Annotated in this window: 19 protein-coding genes; 7 read left to right on the top strand and 12 right to left on the bottom strand. The window is 64.5% G+C overall.

What is annotated here, in order from left to right; genetic code table 11:
* Positions 1-5 precede the first annotated feature (5 nt).
* Both ACEN8I_RS18600 and ACEN8I_RS18595 read left to right on the top strand, forming a co-directional pair.
* Entirely contained in the window at positions 6-314 is a 309-nt protein-coding gene (locus ACEN8I_RS18600) for a hypothetical protein (RefSeq protein ID WP_413330063.1), read from the top strand.
* 135 nt (positions 315-449) lie between these two features.
* On the top strand, positions 450-1,394 hold the full coding sequence (locus tag ACEN8I_RS18595; protein WP_413330062.1) for a CysB family HTH-type transcriptional regulator: 945 nt from the start codon (positions 450-452) through the stop codon (positions 1,392-1,394).
* 84 nt (positions 1,395-1,478) lie between these two features.
* On the opposite strand, the gene ACEN8I_RS18590 is transcribed toward ACEN8I_RS18595, so the two are convergent.
* Positions 1,479-2,045, bottom strand: a complete 567-nt coding sequence (locus tag ACEN8I_RS18590; protein ID WP_413330061.1) for a cob(I)yrinic acid a,c-diamide adenosyltransferase — start codon at positions 2,043-2,045, stop codon at positions 1,479-1,481.
* Positions 2,046-2,252: 207 nt separating this feature from the next.
* Here ACEN8I_RS18590 and ACEN8I_RS18585 point away from each other — a divergent pair, with 207 nt between their 5' ends.
* Both ACEN8I_RS18585 and ACEN8I_RS18580 read left to right on the top strand, forming a co-directional pair.
* Positions 2,253-2,654: an EF-hand domain-containing protein gene (locus tag ACEN8I_RS18585; protein ID WP_413330060.1), complete on the top strand. Its 402-nt coding sequence runs from the start codon at positions 2,253-2,255 to the stop codon at positions 2,652-2,654.
* Positions 2,655-2,800: 146 nt separating this feature from the next.
* Complete coding sequence (locus ACEN8I_RS18580; protein ID WP_413330059.1) at positions 2,801-4,225, top strand: FAD-binding oxidoreductase; 1,425 nt, start codon at positions 2,801-2,803, stop codon at positions 4,223-4,225.
* A gap of 12 nt (positions 4,226-4,237) precedes the next feature.
* Here the strand turns inward: ACEN8I_RS18580 and ACEN8I_RS18575 are convergent, their stop codons facing one another.
* The 10 genes from ACEN8I_RS18575 to ACEN8I_RS18530 all read right to left on the bottom strand — a co-directional run bounded on the left by ACEN8I_RS18575 (position 4,238) and on the right by ACEN8I_RS18530 (position 14,308).
* Positions 4,238-6,118: a sensor histidine kinase gene (locus tag ACEN8I_RS18575; protein ID WP_413330058.1), complete on the bottom strand. Its 1,881-nt coding sequence runs from the start codon at positions 6,116-6,118 to the stop codon at positions 4,238-4,240.
* 221 nt (positions 6,119-6,339) lie between these two features.
* Positions 6,340-7,278 (bottom strand): ParB/RepB/Spo0J family partition protein, encoded by a 939-nt coding sequence (locus tag ACEN8I_RS18570; protein ID WP_413330057.1) that lies wholly within the window; start codon positions 7,276-7,278, stop codon positions 6,340-6,342.
* A gap of 48 nt (positions 7,279-7,326) precedes the next feature.
* A complete protein-coding gene (locus ACEN8I_RS18565) occupies positions 7,327-8,607 on the bottom strand; it encodes a serine hydrolase domain-containing protein (RefSeq protein ID WP_413330056.1) in 1,281 nt (426 codons plus the stop codon).
* 50 nt (positions 8,608-8,657) lie between these two features.
* Positions 8,658-9,224 (bottom strand): RBBP9/YdeN family alpha/beta hydrolase, encoded by a 567-nt coding sequence (locus tag ACEN8I_RS18560; RefSeq protein ID WP_413330055.1) that lies wholly within the window; start codon positions 9,222-9,224, stop codon positions 8,658-8,660.
* A 74-nt stretch (positions 9,225-9,298) separates the two neighbouring features.
* Complete coding sequence (locus ACEN8I_RS18555; protein WP_413330054.1) at positions 9,299-10,069, bottom strand: ParA family protein; 771 nt, start codon at positions 10,067-10,069, stop codon at positions 9,299-9,301.
* Positions 10,070-10,118: 49 nt separating this feature from the next.
* Complete coding sequence (locus tag ACEN8I_RS18550) at positions 10,119-10,745, bottom strand: LysE family transporter (protein ID WP_413330053.1); 627 nt, start codon at positions 10,743-10,745, stop codon at positions 10,119-10,121.
* A 175-nt stretch (positions 10,746-10,920) separates the two neighbouring features.
* On the bottom strand, positions 10,921-11,580 hold the full coding sequence (gene rsmG / locus ACEN8I_RS18545) for a 16S rRNA (guanine(527)-N(7))-methyltransferase RsmG (RefSeq protein WP_413330052.1): 660 nt from the start codon (positions 11,578-11,580) through the stop codon (positions 10,921-10,923).
* Complete coding sequence (gene mnmG / locus ACEN8I_RS18540; RefSeq protein ID WP_413330051.1) at positions 11,580-13,565, bottom strand: tRNA uridine-5-carboxymethylaminomethyl(34) synthesis enzyme MnmG; 1,986 nt, start codon at positions 13,563-13,565, stop codon at positions 11,580-11,582. Before mnmG ends, rsmG begins: the two co-directional genes overlap by 1 nt.
* 9 nt (positions 13,566-13,574) lie before the next feature.
* The gene (locus tag ACEN8I_RS18535) at positions 13,575-14,069 is read right to left on the bottom strand and encodes a type II toxin-antitoxin system VapC family toxin (protein WP_413330050.1); all 495 of its coding nucleotides are present in this window, start codon (positions 14,067-14,069) and stop codon (positions 13,575-13,577) included.
* Positions 14,063-14,308 carry a type II toxin-antitoxin system Phd/YefM family antitoxin gene (locus ACEN8I_RS18530; RefSeq protein WP_413330049.1) on the bottom strand — a complete coding sequence of 82 codons (246 nt, stop codon included), beginning with the start codon at positions 14,306-14,308 and terminating at the stop codon, positions 14,063-14,065. Before ACEN8I_RS18530 ends, ACEN8I_RS18535 begins: the two co-directional genes overlap by 7 nt.
* Before the next feature lie 100 nt (positions 14,309-14,408).
* Here ACEN8I_RS18530 and ACEN8I_RS18525 point away from each other — a divergent pair, with 100 nt between their 5' ends.
* Positions 14,409-14,999 carry an NADPH-dependent FMN reductase gene (locus ACEN8I_RS18525; protein WP_413330048.1) on the top strand — a complete coding sequence of 197 codons (591 nt, stop codon included), beginning with the start codon at positions 14,409-14,411 and terminating at the stop codon, positions 14,997-14,999.
* Between the two features lie 65 nt (positions 15,000-15,064).
* On the top strand, positions 15,065-15,673 hold the full coding sequence (locus ACEN8I_RS18520; protein ID WP_413330047.1) for a hypothetical protein: 609 nt from the start codon (positions 15,065-15,067) through the stop codon (positions 15,671-15,673).
* Positions 15,674-15,747: 74 nt separating this feature from the next.
* Here the strand turns inward: ACEN8I_RS18520 and ACEN8I_RS18515 are convergent, their stop codons facing one another.
* Positions 15,748-16,071 carry a DMT family transporter gene (locus tag ACEN8I_RS18515; protein ID WP_413330046.1) on the bottom strand — a complete coding sequence of 108 codons (324 nt, stop codon included), beginning with the start codon at positions 16,069-16,071 and terminating at the stop codon, positions 15,748-15,750.
* A 96-nt stretch (positions 16,072-16,167) separates the two neighbouring features.
* Here ACEN8I_RS18515 and ACEN8I_RS18510 point away from each other — a divergent pair, with 96 nt between their 5' ends.
* Positions 16,168-16,554 carry a winged helix-turn-helix transcriptional regulator gene (locus ACEN8I_RS18510; protein WP_413330045.1) on the top strand — a complete coding sequence of 129 codons (387 nt, stop codon included), beginning with the start codon at positions 16,168-16,170 and terminating at the stop codon, positions 16,552-16,554.
* Positions 16,555-16,626 lie beyond the last annotated feature (72 nt).

Raw genomic sequence — 16,626 nt, 5'->3', positions numbered from 1 at the left:
CCGCCATGGCCTGGAAGAAGTCGCTGCACAGCTGGCTGCACGAAAGCGTTGCCGCGGCAGGCAAACCGCAGCACATGGAGCCACTGCGGCTTCAGCTCCACGAAGCGCTGCAGCACTGCGAGGGGCCCATGTGCGAACGCATGCGCTGGCGCATCGATGACGCGCACAGCGCACAGCAGCTGTGGCAGCTGCGGGGGGAAATATTCCAGCTGGTCGCGCGCCAGTTCTGCCAGGAAGAGGCCGTGCGGCGCATCAACGCGCTGCTGCCCGCCTTCCGCGGCAGCTTGCCGGCGCGCATGCTGACGCGGGTCTAAGGTGTCTTGGTCACAGGTTCTTAGGATGTTTTGGTGATTTAAAACGAACTAATCAGTAGTTCCTCAAATAAGGGCGCCTGCCCACAATCCGGTGTTTGACTTCTTCAACACCGCGCGCCCCGCGCCTTCGCCACCATGAATTTCCAGCAGCTGCGTTCCATGCGCGAGGCCGTGCGATGCAATTTCAACCTCACCGACGTGGCCAATGCGCTGCACACCTCGCAACCCGGCGTGAGCCGGCAGATCCGCGAACTCGAAGAAGAGCTGGGCATTGAACTCTTTGTGCGCGCCGGCAAGCGCCTGACGGGGCTGACCGAACCGGGCGCCCATGTACTGCCCATCATCGAGCGCCTGCTGCTGGAGAGCAGCAACCTGAAAAAAGCCGGCCAGGAATTCATGGCCCAGCAAAGCGGCCTGCTGTCGATTGCCGCCACACACTCGCAGGCGCGCTACGCGCTGCCGCACGCGGTGCAGGAGTTCCGCAGCCAGTTTCCCAACGTGAAACTGCACCTGCACCAGGGCTCGCCCAAGCAGGTGGCCGACATGCTGGTGTCGGGCGAGGTCGACGTGGGCATCGCCACCGAGGCGCTCAACGACTACCCCGAGCTTGTCGCCCTGCCCTGCTACCGCTGGACGCACTCGGTCATCGTGCCGCCCGGCCACCCGCTGCTGGACGGCCCGCTCACGCTAGAGAGCCTGGCGCGCTTTGCGCTGATCACCTACGACACCGGCTTCACCGGCCGATCACACATCGACGGCGCGTTCACCCAGCGCGGCCTGGCGCCCAACATCGTGCTGACGGCCATGGATGCCGACGTGATCAAGACCTATGTGGAGCTGGGCATGGGCGTGGGCATCGTCGCCTCCATCGCCTACGAGGCCGAGCGCGACACCGCCCTGCGCGCGCTGGACGCGGGCGCGCTGTTCGGCATCAACCTCACCAAGCTCGCGGTGCGCCGCGGCAGCTACCTGCGCGGTTACGTCTATGCGTTTATCGAGTCCTTCGCACCCACGCTGACACGCGCCGTGGTCGAGAAGACCTTGAGCGATGAGCCGGGCGCCGCGAGCTACGACATCTAGAGCCGCTGGTTCATGTGGGCTGAGTCCTAAACCTGTTCAGCGCTTGGCAGGTGGCATCTCAAGGATGCGTGCAAACACGCCGCGCTATTCTGTGGCCGCGCGCGCCATGCGCTCACTCTTCCAGTACACATCGTCGCCGCCATTCATGCGGTTGAGCACACGCGACAGCACAAACAGCAGGTCGCTCAGGCGGTTGAGGTACTGGCGCGGCGCTTCCTTCAAGGGCTCGGTCGCGCCCAGTGCCACCACGGCGCGTTCGGCGCGTCGCGCCACGGTGCGGCACACATGGGCCAGCGCGGCGGCGCGTGAACCGGCCGGCAGTATGAACTCGGCCAGGCGCGGCAGTGCGGCATTGTGTTCGGCCAGCGCTTCGTCCAGCAAGGCCACGGCCTCGGGCTTGAGCAATTCAAAGCCCGGGATGGACAGCTCGCCGCCGAGGTTGAAGAGCTGGTGCTGCACCTCCACCAGCAGCTCGCGCACGCCGGTCGGCAGCTCTTCACACAGCAACACACCGATGTGCGAGTTGAGTTCGTCGACGTCGCCCATGGCATGGACGCGCAGGCTGTCCTTGGATACGCGCGTGTTGTCACCCAGGCCGGTGGTGCCGTTGTCGCCGGTGCGGGTTGCGATCTGTGAAAGTCTGTTGGCCATGGTGCGGAGCGCGATGAGGCGCTGTGTAGAAAAGTCAATGAAGCAAAGGAACTAATGAGAGACCAAAGCGGCAAGCGTTACGCCGGGCAAAAAAATGTGTCGTCCTAGGACATCATGTCAGTGAGGCAACACCCTGAAAAACTGCTGGCCGCGAGGCGCCGGCTGGGTTGCAATGGCGGCTTGTTCACTCTTTGAAAGACTCCTCGCATGACCCTACACACGACGGCAACATCCCCCGTAAAACATTCAAAACATTCTATTCCCGGCTTTGAGTTGCGCAGCGTGCTGCTGGTGGCCGCTTTGGCCGCGGGCGTTGCCGGCGCCGCACGGGCCCAGACCGCCCCGGCTTCGCCGGCCAGCCCCGGCAGCCCGCCGTCCCAGATGGCGCCCTCCGCCACCCCGGGCGCCGTTCCGCAAAACCGCACCACTCCCAAGGACGTCGAGGCGGCTTTCAACCGCGCCGATGCCAACAAGGACGGCAAGCTGGACCGGCAGGAGGCCGAACACCTGCCGGCCGTGGCACAGCGTTTCGAGCAGATCGACACCAACCACGACTCCTTCATCTCGCTGGCCGAGCTCACCAAGGCCGCCACGGGCTCGGGCTCCTGATCCCTCGCGGGGTGACCATCGCCCCGCTTTCATGCTCTCCTCCCGCGGCCACGGCCGCGGGGTCTTCGGGCCGCCTTGGCGGAAAATGGCGAAATAGCGGAAAGGGCACACACGTCGTAAACTGTGCCACCGACCCGGAGACAACAATGAACGCCCCCCTTCCCCAACACCTGCTTCCCGAAATCCAGCAACGTGAAACGCCCGCTGCGCTGATAGACGCGCTGAAGGCCCGCTTTGCCGAGCGCTGCTCCACGGCCCTGGTGGTGCGCGAGCAGCACGGCCGTGATGAGTCTTCTTTCGCCGCGCCGCCGCCTTCGGCCGTGGTGTTCGCCGAAAGCACGCAGGACGTGGCCGATGCGGTCAAGCTCGCGGGCCAGTACAACGTGCCCGTGATCCCCTTTGGCGTGGGCACTTCGCTTGAAGGCCATTTGCTGGCGGTGCAGGGCGGCATCAGCATCGACGTGAGCCGCATGAACAAGGTGCTGTCCATCAACGCCGAAGACCTGACCGTCACCGTGCAGCCGGGCGTGACGCGCAAGCAGCTCAATGAAGAAGTCAAAAGCACCGGCCTCTTCTTCCCCATAGACCCGGGCGCCGATGCGACCCTGGGCGGCATGAGCGCCACGCGCGCCAGCGGCACGAACGCCGTGCGCTACGGCACCATGCGCGAGAACGTGCTGGCGCTGGAAGTCGTCACCGCCGACGGCAGCGTCATACGCACCGGCACGCGCGCCAAAAAATCATCGGCCGGCTACGACCTGACCCGCCTCATGGTGGGCAGCGAAGGCACGCTGGGCGTGATCACCGAAGTCACCGTGAGGCTTTACCCGCTGCCCGAGGCCATCTCGGCCGCGGTGTGCTCCTTCCCGAGCATAGAGGCCGCCGTGCGCACCACCATCGAGGTGATACAGCTGGGCGTGCCGATCGCGCGCGTGGAGCTGATAGACCACAACACCGTGCGCATGGTGAATGCGCATTCCAAGCTCACGCTGCGCGAAGAGCCCATGCTGCTGATGGAGTTCCACGGCACGCCCAGCAGCGTGAAAGAGCAGGCCGAGCTGGTGCAGGAGCTCGCCAGCGGCCACGGCGGCAATGCCTTTGAATGGGCCAGCACGCCGGAAGAGCGCACGCGCCTCTGGACGGCGCGGCACAACGCCTACTTCGCGGCCATCCAGTCACGGCCCGGCTGCCGCGCGATCTCCACCGACACCTGCGTGCCGATCTCGCGCCTGGCCGACTGCCTGCTCGAGTCGGTGGCCGAGGTCGATGCCAGCGGCATTCCCTATTTCCTGGTGGGCCATGTCGGCGACGGCAACTTCCACTTCGGCTACCTGATAGATCCGACCATCCCCAAGGAACGCGAAGTGGCCGAGGCGCTGAACCACAAGCTGGTGGCGCGCGCGCTGGCGCTGGAAGGCACATGCACCGGCGAACACGGCGTGGGCCTGCACAAGATGGACTTCCTGGTGACCGAAACCGGCGACGGCGCGGTCGACATGATGCGCACCATCAAGCGCGCGCTGGATCCGAAGAACATCATGAACCCAGGCAAGATTTTTTCGCTGTCCTGAAGCCGCATCGCCTCAGACCCCGGCCTGAGTGCCGGGATCGCCGAGCGTGAAGAAAAACGTGGCGCCCCGGCCGGGCTCCGAATGCGCCCACACCCTCCCCCTGTGCCGCGCCACGACGGCGTGGACAATCGCCAGGCCGGTGCCCAGGCCGGGGAATTCGTCCGCCGCGTGCAGCCGCTGGAAGGGCATGAACAGCTTGTCGGCATAGGCCATGTCAAAGCCCACGCCGTTGTCCCGGATCCACCACATCGGCGCGCCGGATTCATCCTGGCCGCAGCCGACCTCTATCTCCGAAACGTCGCGGGTGGCGCTGAACTTCCAGGCATTGCCGACCACATGCCAGACCACCACCGCCAGCAGGCTGCGGTCGGCGTGCGCGGGCCGCGTGGGCCCGGCAAAAAGCCTCACCCGCCGGCCCGGCTCCTGCTCGCGCAGCTGCTCGACCATGGCCTTCACCAGCCCGCTGACATCGACCGTCTGTATCCACAGGCTTCTGCTGGAGACGCGTTCCAGTTCCAGCAAGGCGTCGGCGCAGGCGTCCACCTGCCTGGTGGCGCGCAGGATGCGCTGCATGAGCTTGCGGCCTTGCGTGTCCTTTGTTTCAAGCAGCCGGCGGTCCAGCAGTTCGCCGAAGCTGCCCAGGGAGATCAGGGGCTGCCGGAGGTCATGGGCCAGCAGGCTCATGAAGGTGTTCAGGCGCTCGTTGGTTGCGTTGAGTTCGGCGGCGCGTTCGTGCACACGCTGCTCCAGGTGCTTGTTGAGCGCGAAGATCTCCGCGCGTGCCAGGATGTTGCGGCTCATCTCTCGCCTGACCGACGCCATCAGCACGACAAACACCCCCACCGCCAGGCCTATGGTGACGAGGAGCGACACCAGCATGGTGGTGCGGCCCTTTTCGAGGGGGCCGGCCTGCTCGCGCCGCAGCGACTGCTGCACGGTTTCAAGCTCCCGCCCCAACCGGGAGAGCTCCGCGAACAGCACCACGCTGGCGAAGGAGTCGCCCGCATCGCCGTAGCCGGCCGGCAGCGGCGCACCCGGTGAGGCGGACAGCGCGTCGGCCGTCACGCGCTGCGTGCGCACCAGCGAGGCTTTGAGCGCCGCGACACGCTGCTGCTGGCCGGCAGCCATCTGGTCCGCGTGCCCGGTGAAGGCCACCACCGAGCGATAGGTGTAGCTGGCCGATGCCACCAGGACCACCAGCGTGCCGGCCATGGCGAGCACCACCTTGATCTCCAGCGGAGAGAGTTCGGTTTCGATGCTGCTGAGCGAGGTGTCGCGGGCATGTGCGGCGGCCACGGCCAGCCCCAGGGCGGTGAAGGCCAGCGCGGTGTTGACCGCCACCGGCGGCAACCAGACGTCCGTGACCAACTCGCTGGCATGCCAAAGGTAGCCCAGCAGGCTGACCGCGCCTATGCTGGCAACCTGGCCGCCGCACACATAGGCCAGCCAGCCCGCGTAGCGGCAGCGCACAAAGCCCAGCCCTATGCCCAGCATGAAAAATGTCCAGGCGCTGAAGGGCGACATGCGGCCGGGGGTCAGGTTGTAGGCGATGGCCCCGTCGCGAAACAGCAGCTCATCAATCCCCAGGTCCGCCGCGAAGAGGTATTCAAACAGCGTGGCCGCGCCGATGGCGCTGACGGCAGCGGCCAGGGCGTAGCCCCAGTAGCGCATTCTTTTTTCATGGCGGCGCAGACCCACGAGCAGGGCCGCGGCGGACAGGCACAGTCCGACGGCCGTGTTGGGTTTCATCTGGACAGCGCCCGGTATCAGGCTTTTCAGGATGTCCAGCTGCAGCACCCAGCCCAGGAGCGCCACGACACCCGTGGCCATGGCCAGGCCCGCGGCAACCAGAACGGTATGCCTTCTGATGTGGCTCAGATTAAAGGTGCGCACGGCGGACCCCTCTGCTTCTTCGCCGGCGCGGCCAACTCCGGAGGGAGGTCCGAAGACCTGGCCGCGCCCTTGAGCACAAAGATTAGCACTTAATTACTCAACCAGGTTGAATAATTAACACTATTGGGGTATCACCCTCCGCACCGGAGCGGAAAAGAAAAGGCCCCCGAAGGGGCCCGCAGCACAGCGTGAAAAGACCCTGCCCGGGCCGGCCAGGCGGGCTATTTGTTGCCGCGCAGGCGCTCGATCAGCCCGTTGAGTTCGTCCATGGAAGCGAACTGTATCGCCACCTCGCCCATGTCCTCGCGCTTGCCGTTGCGCTTGACCTGTTTCTTGACGCGCACTTCCACATCGGCCATCAGCAGGTCGGCCAGTTCCTCTTCCACACGGCGGGTGTCGCGCGACTTTTCCTTGGCGGCTTTTTGCGGCTTGAGCGAGAACTCCGCGCTCAGTTTTTTGACCAGGCTTTCGGCCTCGCGCACCGACATTTTTTTGGCCGAGATCTGGTTGGCCGCGGTGATCTGCGCGGCGCGGTCCAGGACCAGCAGCGCACGCGCATGGCCCATGTCCAGGTCGCCGGCCATCAGCATGGTCTGCACCGGTTCGGCCAGGTTGAGCAAACGCAGCAGGTTGGAGGCGGCGCTGCGCGAGCGGCCCACGGCCTGCGCGGCAAGCTCGTGCGTGAGGCCGAATTCCTTGACCAGGCGCTGCAGGCCGTGCGCTTCTTCAAGCGGGTTGAGGTCTTCGCGCTGGATGTTTTCGATCAGCGACATGGCGGCGGCCGACTCGTCGGGCACGTCGCGCACCAGTACCGGCACGCTGTCCAGGCCGGCCAGTTTGGCCGCGCGGAAGCGCCGTTCGCCGGCGATGATTTCATACTTGCCGTCGTTGGCGCCGGATGTGAGGCGCCGCACCAGGATGGGCTGCATGATGCCCTGGACCTTGATGGATTCGGCGAGCTCGTAGAGCGCGCCCTCGTCCATGCGCGTGCGCGGCTGGTACTGGCCGGCGACCATGTCCTCCAGCCGCAGGGAGGCCGGCAGCCCCGGGCTGTTCGCCGTGCTGCTGGCGTTCTCGGCGTCGGTGGCGCTCTCGCTGACCTTGGGGCCCAGCAATGCTTCCAGCCCGCGGCCCAGGCCTTTGGGTTTTTTTGTGACCATGGTTTTCTATTCCTTCAATCCGTCAATGTTGTGATGTATGGCGCAGTGTTATTGGGGCGTGAGGCTGCCGCCCAGGGACTGCAGCACGCCGCGCCACAGGGCGTCGCGCTCTTCGTAAGCTTGCGGGTCTGGCTTGCCGCCCGCGTATTCCCAGACCGAGGTCAGCACCAGTACGATGCCGGTGGAGGGCTGCACATAGACCGTCTGGCCGTGGACGCCCTGCATGGCAAAGGTGCGGGCCCTCATCGGCAAGAGCCAGAACTGGTAGCCGTAGCCGAAATAGGGCGTGGCCGTGCGCGGCCTGAATGCCGGCGGCTGGCGCGTCGCGTCGGTGGCGTCCAACAGATACTCCAGCGGCAGGACCTGCAGCGCGCCGGGCTTGCCGGTGGTTTTGTCGATCGCGCGCCCGTCATTGGCCAGCAGCTGGCCCAGGCGTGCCCAGTCGCGCAGGCTGGCGTTAAAGCCGCCATAGGATTGCTCCTGCCCGTCGGCAAAGACGCGCCAGAAGGCGTCATGCTCGGCGCCCATGGGTTTCCAGATCCACTCGGTGGTGAGCTCGGACATGCTCTTGCCGGTGGCGGCTGCCACCACGCGGCCCAGCACATCGGTCTCTCCACTCGCATAAACAAATTTTTCGCCGGGCGGGGAATGCCGGTCGGTGATGGACTTGAGCACGTCCATCGGTTTGCCCGCACCGGGCGCACCGGCGCCGGCGCGTGTGAGGCGCGCGACGTCGTCCTTGCCGTCGTAGCGCTCGGTGAAAGTGAGGCCCGAGCTCATGCGCAGCAGCTGGCGCAGGGTGGTCGCGCCATAGGGGCTGCCGGCGAATTCCTTGGCGTATTTCTCGGCCGGGTCGTCGAGCGATGCGATCAGCCCCAGCGAAAGCGCCTTGCCGATCAGCAGCGAGGTGACGCTCTTGGCCATGGAGAAGGACAGGAAGCGCGCGTCGTCCTTGCGGCCGTAGCGGTAGTGTTCGGCGACGATCTCGCCATTCTTCAGTATCAGCAGGCCAGTGGCGCGCTGGCGGTCCAGGTAGTCGGCCAGCGTGTAGTTGGTGTTCTTGTAGCGGTAGTTGATGGACGCGGGGCTGGCCGCGCGCGGCAAGGGGCTGGCCTCAGCCGGGCGCGCCACCGCGCGGACCTGCACGCCGGTCACCTTGTCCATGGCCGACCAGGAGCCGATGCGGTAAGGATTGCTGTACCAGGTGCTGGCGTTGCCCAGCGGGTAGCCCTGCGATTTTCCAAGCAGCTCTTCGTCGGGCTCGGCATGCAACGCGGTGCAGACGAGCGGGGCGGCCAGGGCGGCCACGGCCAGTGCGGTGGACGCCAAGTGAGAACGGGAGCGGACGAATAAGCGGGGCAAGGGCATGGGTTCTCTTGTCATGAATGGCTGTTTGGGAGAGAAGCAGGCAATGCCTGAAGGCGCTGCAATTTTTCAAAGGCCTCGGGCCAGTCGCCCAGGCCGCTGTCGGCATTGAGGTGACCGCGCGGCCCCGCTTCGACAAGCTCGGCGCCCCAGGCCGCGGCGAACCGGCGGGCACGCTCGGGCGCGCAGAAGGGGTCATCGCTGCTGCAGAACACCACGGCGGAAAAGGGCAGCTTGCCCAGCGGCACGGGCGCCCAGCCCGGCAGCATCTGGCACACGTCTTCGCGCTCCACGTCGGGCGGCGCGACCAGCAGCGCGGCCTTGACGCGGTGGGTGTTGCGCGAATGCGAGGCCCAGGCGGCGGTGAGCATGCAGCCCAGGCTGTGCGCGACCAGCACGGCCGGCTCGTCGCAAGCCAGCAGCACCTCTTCAAGCCGCGCGCTCCAGTCGCCGCGCAGCGGCCGCATCCAGTCGTGCTGCTCGACCCGCGTATAGCCGTGGGCCTTCTCCCAGCGGCTTTGCCAGTGGTCGGGGCCGCTGTTCTGCCAGCCGGGAAGTATCAGGACGTTGCGGGGGTTCATGGTGCGCGAAGGCCGATTGCTACTGTATTGATAGCTATAAACCGCCTACTCATGCGAGTTTGAGCCAATTCTGCTTACATCGCCTTGATACGGTCGACCATCTCTTCGGCAAAGGTGATGAAGGCCTGCGCGCCCCTGGAGGACGGGTCGAACACCACGCCCGGCAGGCCGTAGCTGGGCGCTTCGGCCAGGCGCACATTGCGCGGGATCACGGTGTTGAAAACCTTGTCGGCGAAATGCTCCTTGAGCTGGTCGCTGACCTGCTGCTGCAGGGTGATGCGCGGGTCGAACATCACGCGCAGCAAGCCGATGATCTGCAAATCCTTGTTGAGGTTGGCGTGCACCTGCTTGATGGTATTGACAAGGTCCGTCAGGCCTTCGAGCGCGAAGTACTCGCACTGCATGGGCACGATCACGCCGTGCGCGCAGCACAGGCCGTTGAGCGTCAGCATGCTGAGCGAGGGTGGGCAGTCGATGAGCACGAAGTCGTACTGGCTGTCGACCTCGGCCAGCGCGAGCTTGAGGCGTTTTTCGCGGCGCTCGACATCGACCAATTCAACCTCGGCGCCGGCCAGTTCGCGGTTTGCGCCCAGCACGTCGTAGCCGCATTTCTCGCTGTGCACCCGCGCCTCGGCCACCGAGGCGGATTCAAGCAGCACGTCGTAGACCGTCATCTCCAGCTTGCGTTTGTCCACGCCCGAACCCATGGTGGCATTGCCCTGCGGGTCCAGGTCGATCATCAGCACCCGCTGGCCGACTTTTGCCAGCCCCGCCGCCAGATTCACCGTAGTGGTGGTCTTGCCCACCCCGCCCTTTTGGTTGGCAACGCAGAATATTTTGGCCATGTGTGTTTTTAGTTTTTGTTCGAAAGAGGACGCGAAATGCGATGGCGGCTTATTTGGAGACCGCGAGCTTGAGGCCGAAGCCGATCAGGAAGATACCGGCCAGCTTGTTGAGCGCCGCCGTGATTTTCGGGTTGGCACGTATGCGCTCGGCCAGGTGGTAGGTGATCATCACCGAGGTCAGACCATACAGAAAGGTCAGCCCGGCAATCGTGGCCGCCATCACGGCGAAAGTCTTCAGTCCCTGGTGCAGGGCCGGGTCGACAAACAAAGGGAAGAAAGCCATGTAAAACACGATGGCTTTTGGATTCAGCAAGGTGATCATCATGGCCTGCTGGAAGTAGTGGCACGGCTTGATATTGAGCAAAGGTGCGTCGCCGGGTTTGGCCATCAGCATCTTGATGCCCAGCCAGGCCAGATAAATCGCCCCAGCCCACTGGACGATGTGGAAAGCCGTGGGGTAAGCCGCCATGATGGCCGACACGCCGGCCACCGCCGCCCAGAGTAAAACCTGGTCGCCGGCGATCACGCCAAAGGTCGCACCCAGGCCGCCGGCAATACCGCCCTTGCTGGTCGAGGTGATCAGCGCGAGGTTGCCCGGGCCGGGAATCAGCAAAAACACAATGATCGCGACGACAAAAGCACCGTAGTCGGCGATGCCGACGAATGAGCCCAACATGGAGGTTCTCCAGAAAGTAGAGAAAAGAGAGAGGAACCGAGTTTACGACAGGGGTGTGCCGCCCCAACGCCAAATCGGCCAATCAGGACCGATTCGGTGTTCGGGACGGATTCTTTTTGTGCCCGAACAACGAACCGGGCAGCATCGCCCTCTCCCCGCTAGCCCTCAGCCGGGTTCAGGGATCGGTCTTTTTCCGCATCCAGACAATGCAGCGCTCGGCATCCAGCCCGGGAACCTGTAGCTGTTCCACGTGAAACACCTCAGCGCCGGCCGGCAAGGCCGCGATTTCCTCGGCCGGGTGTTTGCCTTTGAGCGCCATCCAGACACCTTGAGGCGCCAGGGCATTGACCGACCAATTGCTGAAATCAGCCAGCGAGGCGAAGGCCCGGGAACAAATCACCTCAAATGGCGTAGCAATGGTTTCGACCCGTGCATGCAATCCCGAGAGATTGGGCAGCTTGAGCGCCAGCGCCGCTTGTTTGATAAAGGCGGCTTTTTTGGCGACCGTGTCCACGCAGGTCACGGCCACTTCCGGGCAGCAGATCGCAATCACCACCCCAGGCAGGCCAGCGCCCGAACCCACGTCCAGCAATCTGGCGCCCTGCCCCAGCCCGGCTTTTTGCAGGTGGCGGCGTAGCGGAAGCACCGCGGCCAGGCTGTCCAGCAGGTGGTGGGTCAGCATTTCGGCCGGGTCGCGCACCGCCGTCAGGTTGTAGACCTTGGTCCATTTACCGATCAGGTCCTGGTAATCCAGCAGCTGGCCGACCTGGGCGTCAGCCAGGTCCAGTTGCAGCGCCTTCAGGCCGGCGCGCAAATTCTGTTCACCGGCCCGCATCAGGCTTTGGCTTTTTCGTTGCCGGCGTCGGCTGCCTGGAGCGGAACCGTGTTCTTCCACAGGTTCTTTTTCAGGTGCACCAGCAGCAGGGAGACGGTGGCCGGCGTGATGCCCGAGATGCGCGAGGCCATTCCCAGGGTTTCCGGCCTGTGCTTGGCCAGGGTCTGGCGCGCCTCAAAACTCAGGGCCGAAACCTGCAGGTAGTCCAGGTCGGCCGGCAGCTTGAGGTTTTCATAATGGGCGGCGCGCTCGACTTCGGTCTTCTGCAGGTCGATGTAGCCGGCGTACTTGGCGGTGATTTCAATCTGCTCGATCACGCTTTTGGCCAGGTCGTCGCTGGCCGCAGCTTCGGCCGCCAGCTCCGGGTTGGCGTACTTGCCCTCCTCCAGCGACATCAGTCCGGCGTAGTTCACATCGGGGCGGCGCAGCAGGTCCAGCAGGTTGTACTCGCGCTCAATCGACTTGCCCAGCACGCGCTCGGCTTCGGCCGCTGGCAGGTTGTTGGGGTTGACCCAGATCGCCCTGAGCCGGGCTGTTTCACGTGAAACCGTGTCGCGCTTGCGGTTGAAAGCGTCCCAGCGGGCGTCGTCGACCAGGCCCAGCTCCCGGCCTTTTTCGGTCAGGCGCATGTCGGCGTTGTCCTCGCGCAGCATCAGGCGGAACTCCGCCCGGCTGGTGAACATGCGGTAAGGCTCGGTCACGCCCTTGGTGATCAGGTCGTCGACCAGCACGCCGAGGTAGGCTTCATCGCGCTTGGGCAGCCAGGCCTCTTTACCTTGGCATTGCAGCGCGGCGTTGATGCCGGCGAACAGGCCCTGGGCCGCCGCCTCTTCGTAACCGGTCGTGCCATTGATCTGGCCGGCAAAGAACAGGCCGCCAATCGCCCGGGTTTCAAAGCTGGACTTGAGCGCCCGCGGGTCGAAGTAGTCGTACTCGATGGCATAGCCGGGCCGCAGGATGTGGGCGTTTTCCATGCCAGCCATGGAGCGCACCAGGTCATATTGGATGTCGAAAGGCAGGCTGGTCGAGATGCCGTTGGGGTAGATTTCGTGGGTGGTCAGGCCCTCGGGCTCCAGGAAAATCTGGTGGCTGTCCTTGTCGGCGAAGCGGTTGATCTTGTCTTCCACGCTAGGGCAGTAGCGCGGGCCGACGCCGTCTATCTTGCCGGTGAACATGGGGCTGCGGTCAAAACCGGAGCGGATGATCTCGTGGGTGCGCTCATTGGTGTGGGTGATCCAGCACGGCACCTGGCGCGGATGGGCGATGCTGCCGCCCATAAAACTGAACACCGGCACCGGCCCTTCAATGCCGCCGGGCATGCCGTCGCCGGGCTGCTCAATGCACTTGCTGAAGTCAATCGTGCGGCCGTCTATGCGCGGCGGCGTGCCGGTCTTGAGCCGGCCCTGCGGCAGCTTGAGCTCCTTAAGCCGGCTGGACAGCGACACCGCCGGCGGGTCGCCCGCCCTGCCCGCCGAGTAATTGTTCAGGCCCACATGGATCTTGCCGTCCAGGAAAGTCCCGGCCGTCAACACCACGGTGCGCGAGCGAAACTTGATGCCCACCTGAGTGACGGCGCCCACCACCCGGTCGCCCTCCACCATCAAATCGTCGACGGCCTGCTGGAACAGCCAGAGGTTGGGCTGGTTTTCCAGCCTGCGGCGAATCGCCGCCTTGTACAGAATGCGGTCGGCCTGGGCCCGGGTGGCGCGCACGGCCGGGCCCTTGGAGCTGTTCAGGATGCGGAACTGGATGCCGCCTTCGTCGGTGGCCAGCGCCATCGCGCCGCCCAGGGCATCCACTTCCTTGACCAGGTGGCCCTTGCCTATGCCGCCTATCGAGGGGTTGCAGCTCATCTGGCCGAGCGTCTCGATGTTGTGCGAGAGCAGCAAGGTCTTGCAGCCCATGCGGGCTGAAGCCAGAGCGGCCTCGGTGCCGGCATGGCCGCCGCCGACCACGATCACGTCAAATTCTTGGGGGTAAAACATATCCAACCTTCAGCTTTCTATCAATTCAGTGGCCAGGCCCATGCCGCGTGCCACCTGCGCCTGGCGCCTGTCCGCCGTGACGAACAGGTCCACGCGGCTGGCCAGCGCGCTGCCCACATGCAGGGCGTCCATGCCGCGCAAAGGGCCCTGCTCCATCGCGGCAAAAGCAAAGCGCTCGACATGCGCGTCCAGCGGCACCAGCGTCATGTCGGCCACATCGCGCTGCGCCGCCGCCCAGGCCCGGTCAAACTCGGGCGCGGGCAGGCTGCCGTCGCGCCGGCGCCGCAGCAGCGCCGAGGCCACCTCGGTCTTGCAATGCGCCGCCACCAGCAGCTCGCTGGCCGTCTCGAACAACATCAGCACCCGGTCGCGCCCGGCCTCGCTGGCGTAGCGTTTGGTCAGCGCCGAGGCGTCAAACATCAGCCGCGCGTCGCCATCGCGCGCCACCACGCGGGTGGCGGAAACAGCCTGCGGCACATAAGCGGCTTGCGCCCTCTTCACCATGGCGATTCATTCCGCTCGTCCAGCACCGCCTGCGACAGCGACACGCCGGGCGGCAGGACCACGGGTTCAAACGGCTTTTTCCAGCTCGGTACCTTGGCGGCGTCTTCTTCGGCCTTCAGGGGCACGAGTTCGGCCACCGGCTTGCCGTGCCGGAGTATGCGGACGGTTTCGCCCTGCTCCACCAGGTCGATCATGGCGGAGGCATTGGCGCGAAACTCGCTGAGTGCGATGGTATGCATTTTGTACAAATTTTAGTGTTTTGTACATTTTAACGGGTTTGTGCTTGCAAGGCGCTCCGCACGCAGTTTTTCACCCTGCGGCCTGTGGTGAAATCGGACGATGAACTCCCCCCAAAAACTCCTGATCTTCGCCGGTAGCACCCGCCAGAACTCCTACAACCGCAAGCTGGCCCATGTCGCAGCCGGCCTGGCCCGTGCCAGCGGCGCCGAAGTCACCCATATTGAACTGGCCGACTTCGACATCCCCATGTACAACGCCGACCTCGAAGCCAAGGGTACGCCGCCCGACGTCATGAAACTCAAGCAGATCATGTACGAACACCCGGCCTGGATCATCTGCTCGCCCGAATACAACGGCAGCTACACCGCGCTGCTCAAGAACACCGTCGACTGGGTGTCCAGCCCCGCCAAGAGCGACCCGGCCTGGCACGACGGCTTCAAGTCCTTTACCGGCAAGGTGGTGGGCGTGCTCAGCGCCTCGCCCGGCGCGCTGGGGGGCCTGCGCTCGCAAAGCCACCTGGTGCCGCTGCTGCTCAACGCGCAATGCTGGGTCGCGCCCAAGGCCTTTGCCCTCAGCCGCGCTGGCGATGCTTTTGATGCCGAGGGCAAACTGGTCCACGAAGCCAGCCTGCAGAACGTGCAGGCCGTGATCGACCAGGTGCTGTTCGCCTCGCAACGCCTCGCAGCATGATCGGGCACCCAGGCCGTTGGTGGTGCAGCCTGGCGGCGTGGTGCCTCGCCTCATGCGCTTATGCCATGGACGTGGAGATCAGGGAGCCTTTTATTTTTCTGTCGGGCAAGGTGGCCGGCAATGAGCAGCGGATCCTGCAGGCCGCGGTAGAGGAACACCCCGGCATCACAACGGTGGTACTCAAAAACTCTTCCGGCGGGGATGCCCGGGCCGGGTATGCCACCGGCGAATACATCCGTGAAAAGGGCCTGGCGACTTTGTTATCGGGCTACTGCCGCTCTTCCTGTTCACGCATGTTTCTTGGCGGCAAAACACGCGCCTACTCCGACGACCAGCCTCTCGACAAAACAGCCGTAGCCTTCCATGGCAACTACGCGCAGGACGGCAGCTTGCAGCAGGTGCGCATGCCTGCGCTGAAAGCCTGGATCATCAAATACAGCGACGGCAAAGCCAACCCCGAGCTGGTTGAGCAGTGGGTCAATCTGCCCAACCGGAACGGCTTTGCGTATTTCTATCACCCGCAGGTGCCCGGCATAGGCCCGGAAGGCGTGATGCTGTGCCAGGGAAGCGAAGACGCAAAACTGCGCAAGGAACTGTGCGCAAAACCGCAACAGGGTGACGCGCTGGCCAACGGGATCGTGACCACGCTGGAAATCGCAAAAATACCCCGGTGACGGTCGCATCAATCTGTAGCTGGCAGCTCTATATAGAGCAGATGGGTCATGGGGCTTCTTCTTGCCGGGGGCCCTCACGCCGCACCGTCCAGCAGCCGTAGCCCTACCATGCCGGCCACGACAAACGCCACGCACAACAGGCGCAAGGCGGAGGCGCTCTCGCCCATCCAGAGGATGCCGATCAGGGTGACGCCGACCGAGCCTATGCCGGTCCAGATCGCGTAAGCCGTCCCCACCGGCAAGGTCTTGACGGCATGCGTCAAAAAGAAAATGCTGGCACCCGCCGCGGCCACGCCCAGCACGCTGGGCAAGAGCCGGGTCCAGCCCTGGGAGGATTTGAGAAGCAAAGCCATCGCGATTTCGACAATGCTTGCGGCGAGCAGGTAGAACCAGGCCATGGGGAGTCTTTCTTTTAAAGAACAGGGTTAAAGATTGAAGAGCCGCCAGCTTAGGTTTACGATTACCCATAGGCAAGTACGCACCTTTTGGTAACCATGACAATTCCCGACGCGCCCGACACCGATTCCTCCACTGTGTTTAGCCAGGCCTGCCCTTCACGCCAGGCGCTGGAGCTGGTTGCGAGCAAATGGGCGTTGCTGGTCATCCCGGCGCTGGCCGAGGGCCCAGTGCGCAACAACGAGCTGATGCGCAAGATAGAAGGCATCTCGCAAAAAATGCTGACGCAGACCCTCAAGGAACTGGTGCGCAACGGCCTGGTGCTGCGCTTTGATCGCCAGACTGTGCCGCCCCATGTCGAATACCAGCTCAGCACGCTGGGCCAGTCGCTCAGCGAAACCCTGATCCCGCTGGACAACTGGGCCGAGCGCAACCACCAGAACCTCAAGGCCGCCCGCGAACGTTTCGACGCATCTTTTCATTAGCCGCCCGCTGGCAGGGTTAGCCTCATCAGAGGAATCACGTAGCGGCCCCCTCCCCCCCGGTCCTATATTGGG

Source organism: Polaromonas sp. CT11-55 (assembly GCF_047303325.1).
In the GTDB taxonomy this organism is placed as follows: Bacteria; Pseudomonadota; Gammaproteobacteria; order Burkholderiales; family Burkholderiaceae_C; genus Polaromonas.
This window is presented reverse-complemented; position numbering and strand designations above follow the sequence as displayed.

Bases quoted from the DNA above. Each gene is read 5' to 3' on its own strand.
- ACEN8I_RS18600 (WP_413330063.1), top strand. From the start codon at position 6: ATGGCCTGGAAGAAGTCGCTGCACAGCTGGCTGCACGAAAGCGTTGCC.
- ACEN8I_RS18595 (WP_413330062.1), top strand. From the start codon at position 450: ATGAATTTCCAGCAGCTGCGTTCCATGCGCGAGGCCGTGCGATGCAAT.
- ACEN8I_RS18590 (WP_413330061.1), bottom strand. From the start codon at position 2,045: ATGGCCAACAGACTTTCACAGATCGCAACCCGCACCGGCGACAACGGC.
- ACEN8I_RS18585 (WP_413330060.1), top strand. From the start codon at position 2,253: ATGACCCTACACACGACGGCAACATCCCCCGTAAAACATTCAAAACAT.
- ACEN8I_RS18580 (WP_413330059.1), top strand. From the start codon at position 2,801: ATGAACGCCCCCCTTCCCCAACACCTGCTTCCCGAAATCCAGCAACGT.
- ACEN8I_RS18570 (WP_413330057.1), bottom strand. From the start codon at position 7,278: ATGGTCACAAAAAAACCCAAAGGCCTGGGCCGCGGGCTGGAAGCATTG.
- ACEN8I_RS18560 (WP_413330055.1), bottom strand. From the start codon at position 9,224: ATGAACCCCCGCAACGTCCTGATACTTCCCGGCTGGCAGAACAGCGGC.
- ACEN8I_RS18555 (WP_413330054.1), bottom strand. From the start codon at position 10,069: ATGGCCAAAATATTCTGCGTTGCCAACCAAAAGGGCGGGGTGGGCAAG.
- ACEN8I_RS18550 (WP_413330053.1), bottom strand. From the start codon at position 10,745: ATGTTGGGCTCATTCGTCGGCATCGCCGACTACGGTGCTTTTGTCGTC.
- rsmG (WP_413330052.1), bottom strand. From the start codon at position 11,580: ATGCGGGCCGGTGAACAGAATTTGCGCGCCGGCCTGAAGGCGCTGCAA.
- mnmG (WP_413330051.1), bottom strand. From the start codon at position 13,565: ATGTTTTACCCCCAAGAATTTGACGTGATCGTGGTCGGCGGCGGCCAT.
- ACEN8I_RS18535 (WP_413330050.1), bottom strand. From the start codon at position 14,069: ATGGTGAAGAGGGCGCAAGCCGCTTATGTGCCGCAGGCTGTTTCCGCC.
- ACEN8I_RS18530 (WP_413330049.1), bottom strand. From the start codon at position 14,308: ATGCATACCATCGCACTCAGCGAGTTTCGCGCCAATGCCTCCGCCATG.
- ACEN8I_RS18525 (WP_413330048.1), top strand. From the start codon at position 14,409: ATGAACTCCCCCCAAAAACTCCTGATCTTCGCCGGTAGCACCCGCCAG.
- ACEN8I_RS18520 (WP_413330047.1), top strand. From the start codon at position 15,065: ATGGACGTGGAGATCAGGGAGCCTTTTATTTTTCTGTCGGGCAAGGTG.
- ACEN8I_RS18515 (WP_413330046.1), bottom strand. From the start codon at position 16,071: ATGGCCTGGTTCTACCTGCTCGCCGCAAGCATTGTCGAAATCGCGATG.
- ACEN8I_RS18510 (WP_413330045.1), top strand. From the start codon at position 16,168: ATGACAATTCCCGACGCGCCCGACACCGATTCCTCCACTGTGTTTAGC.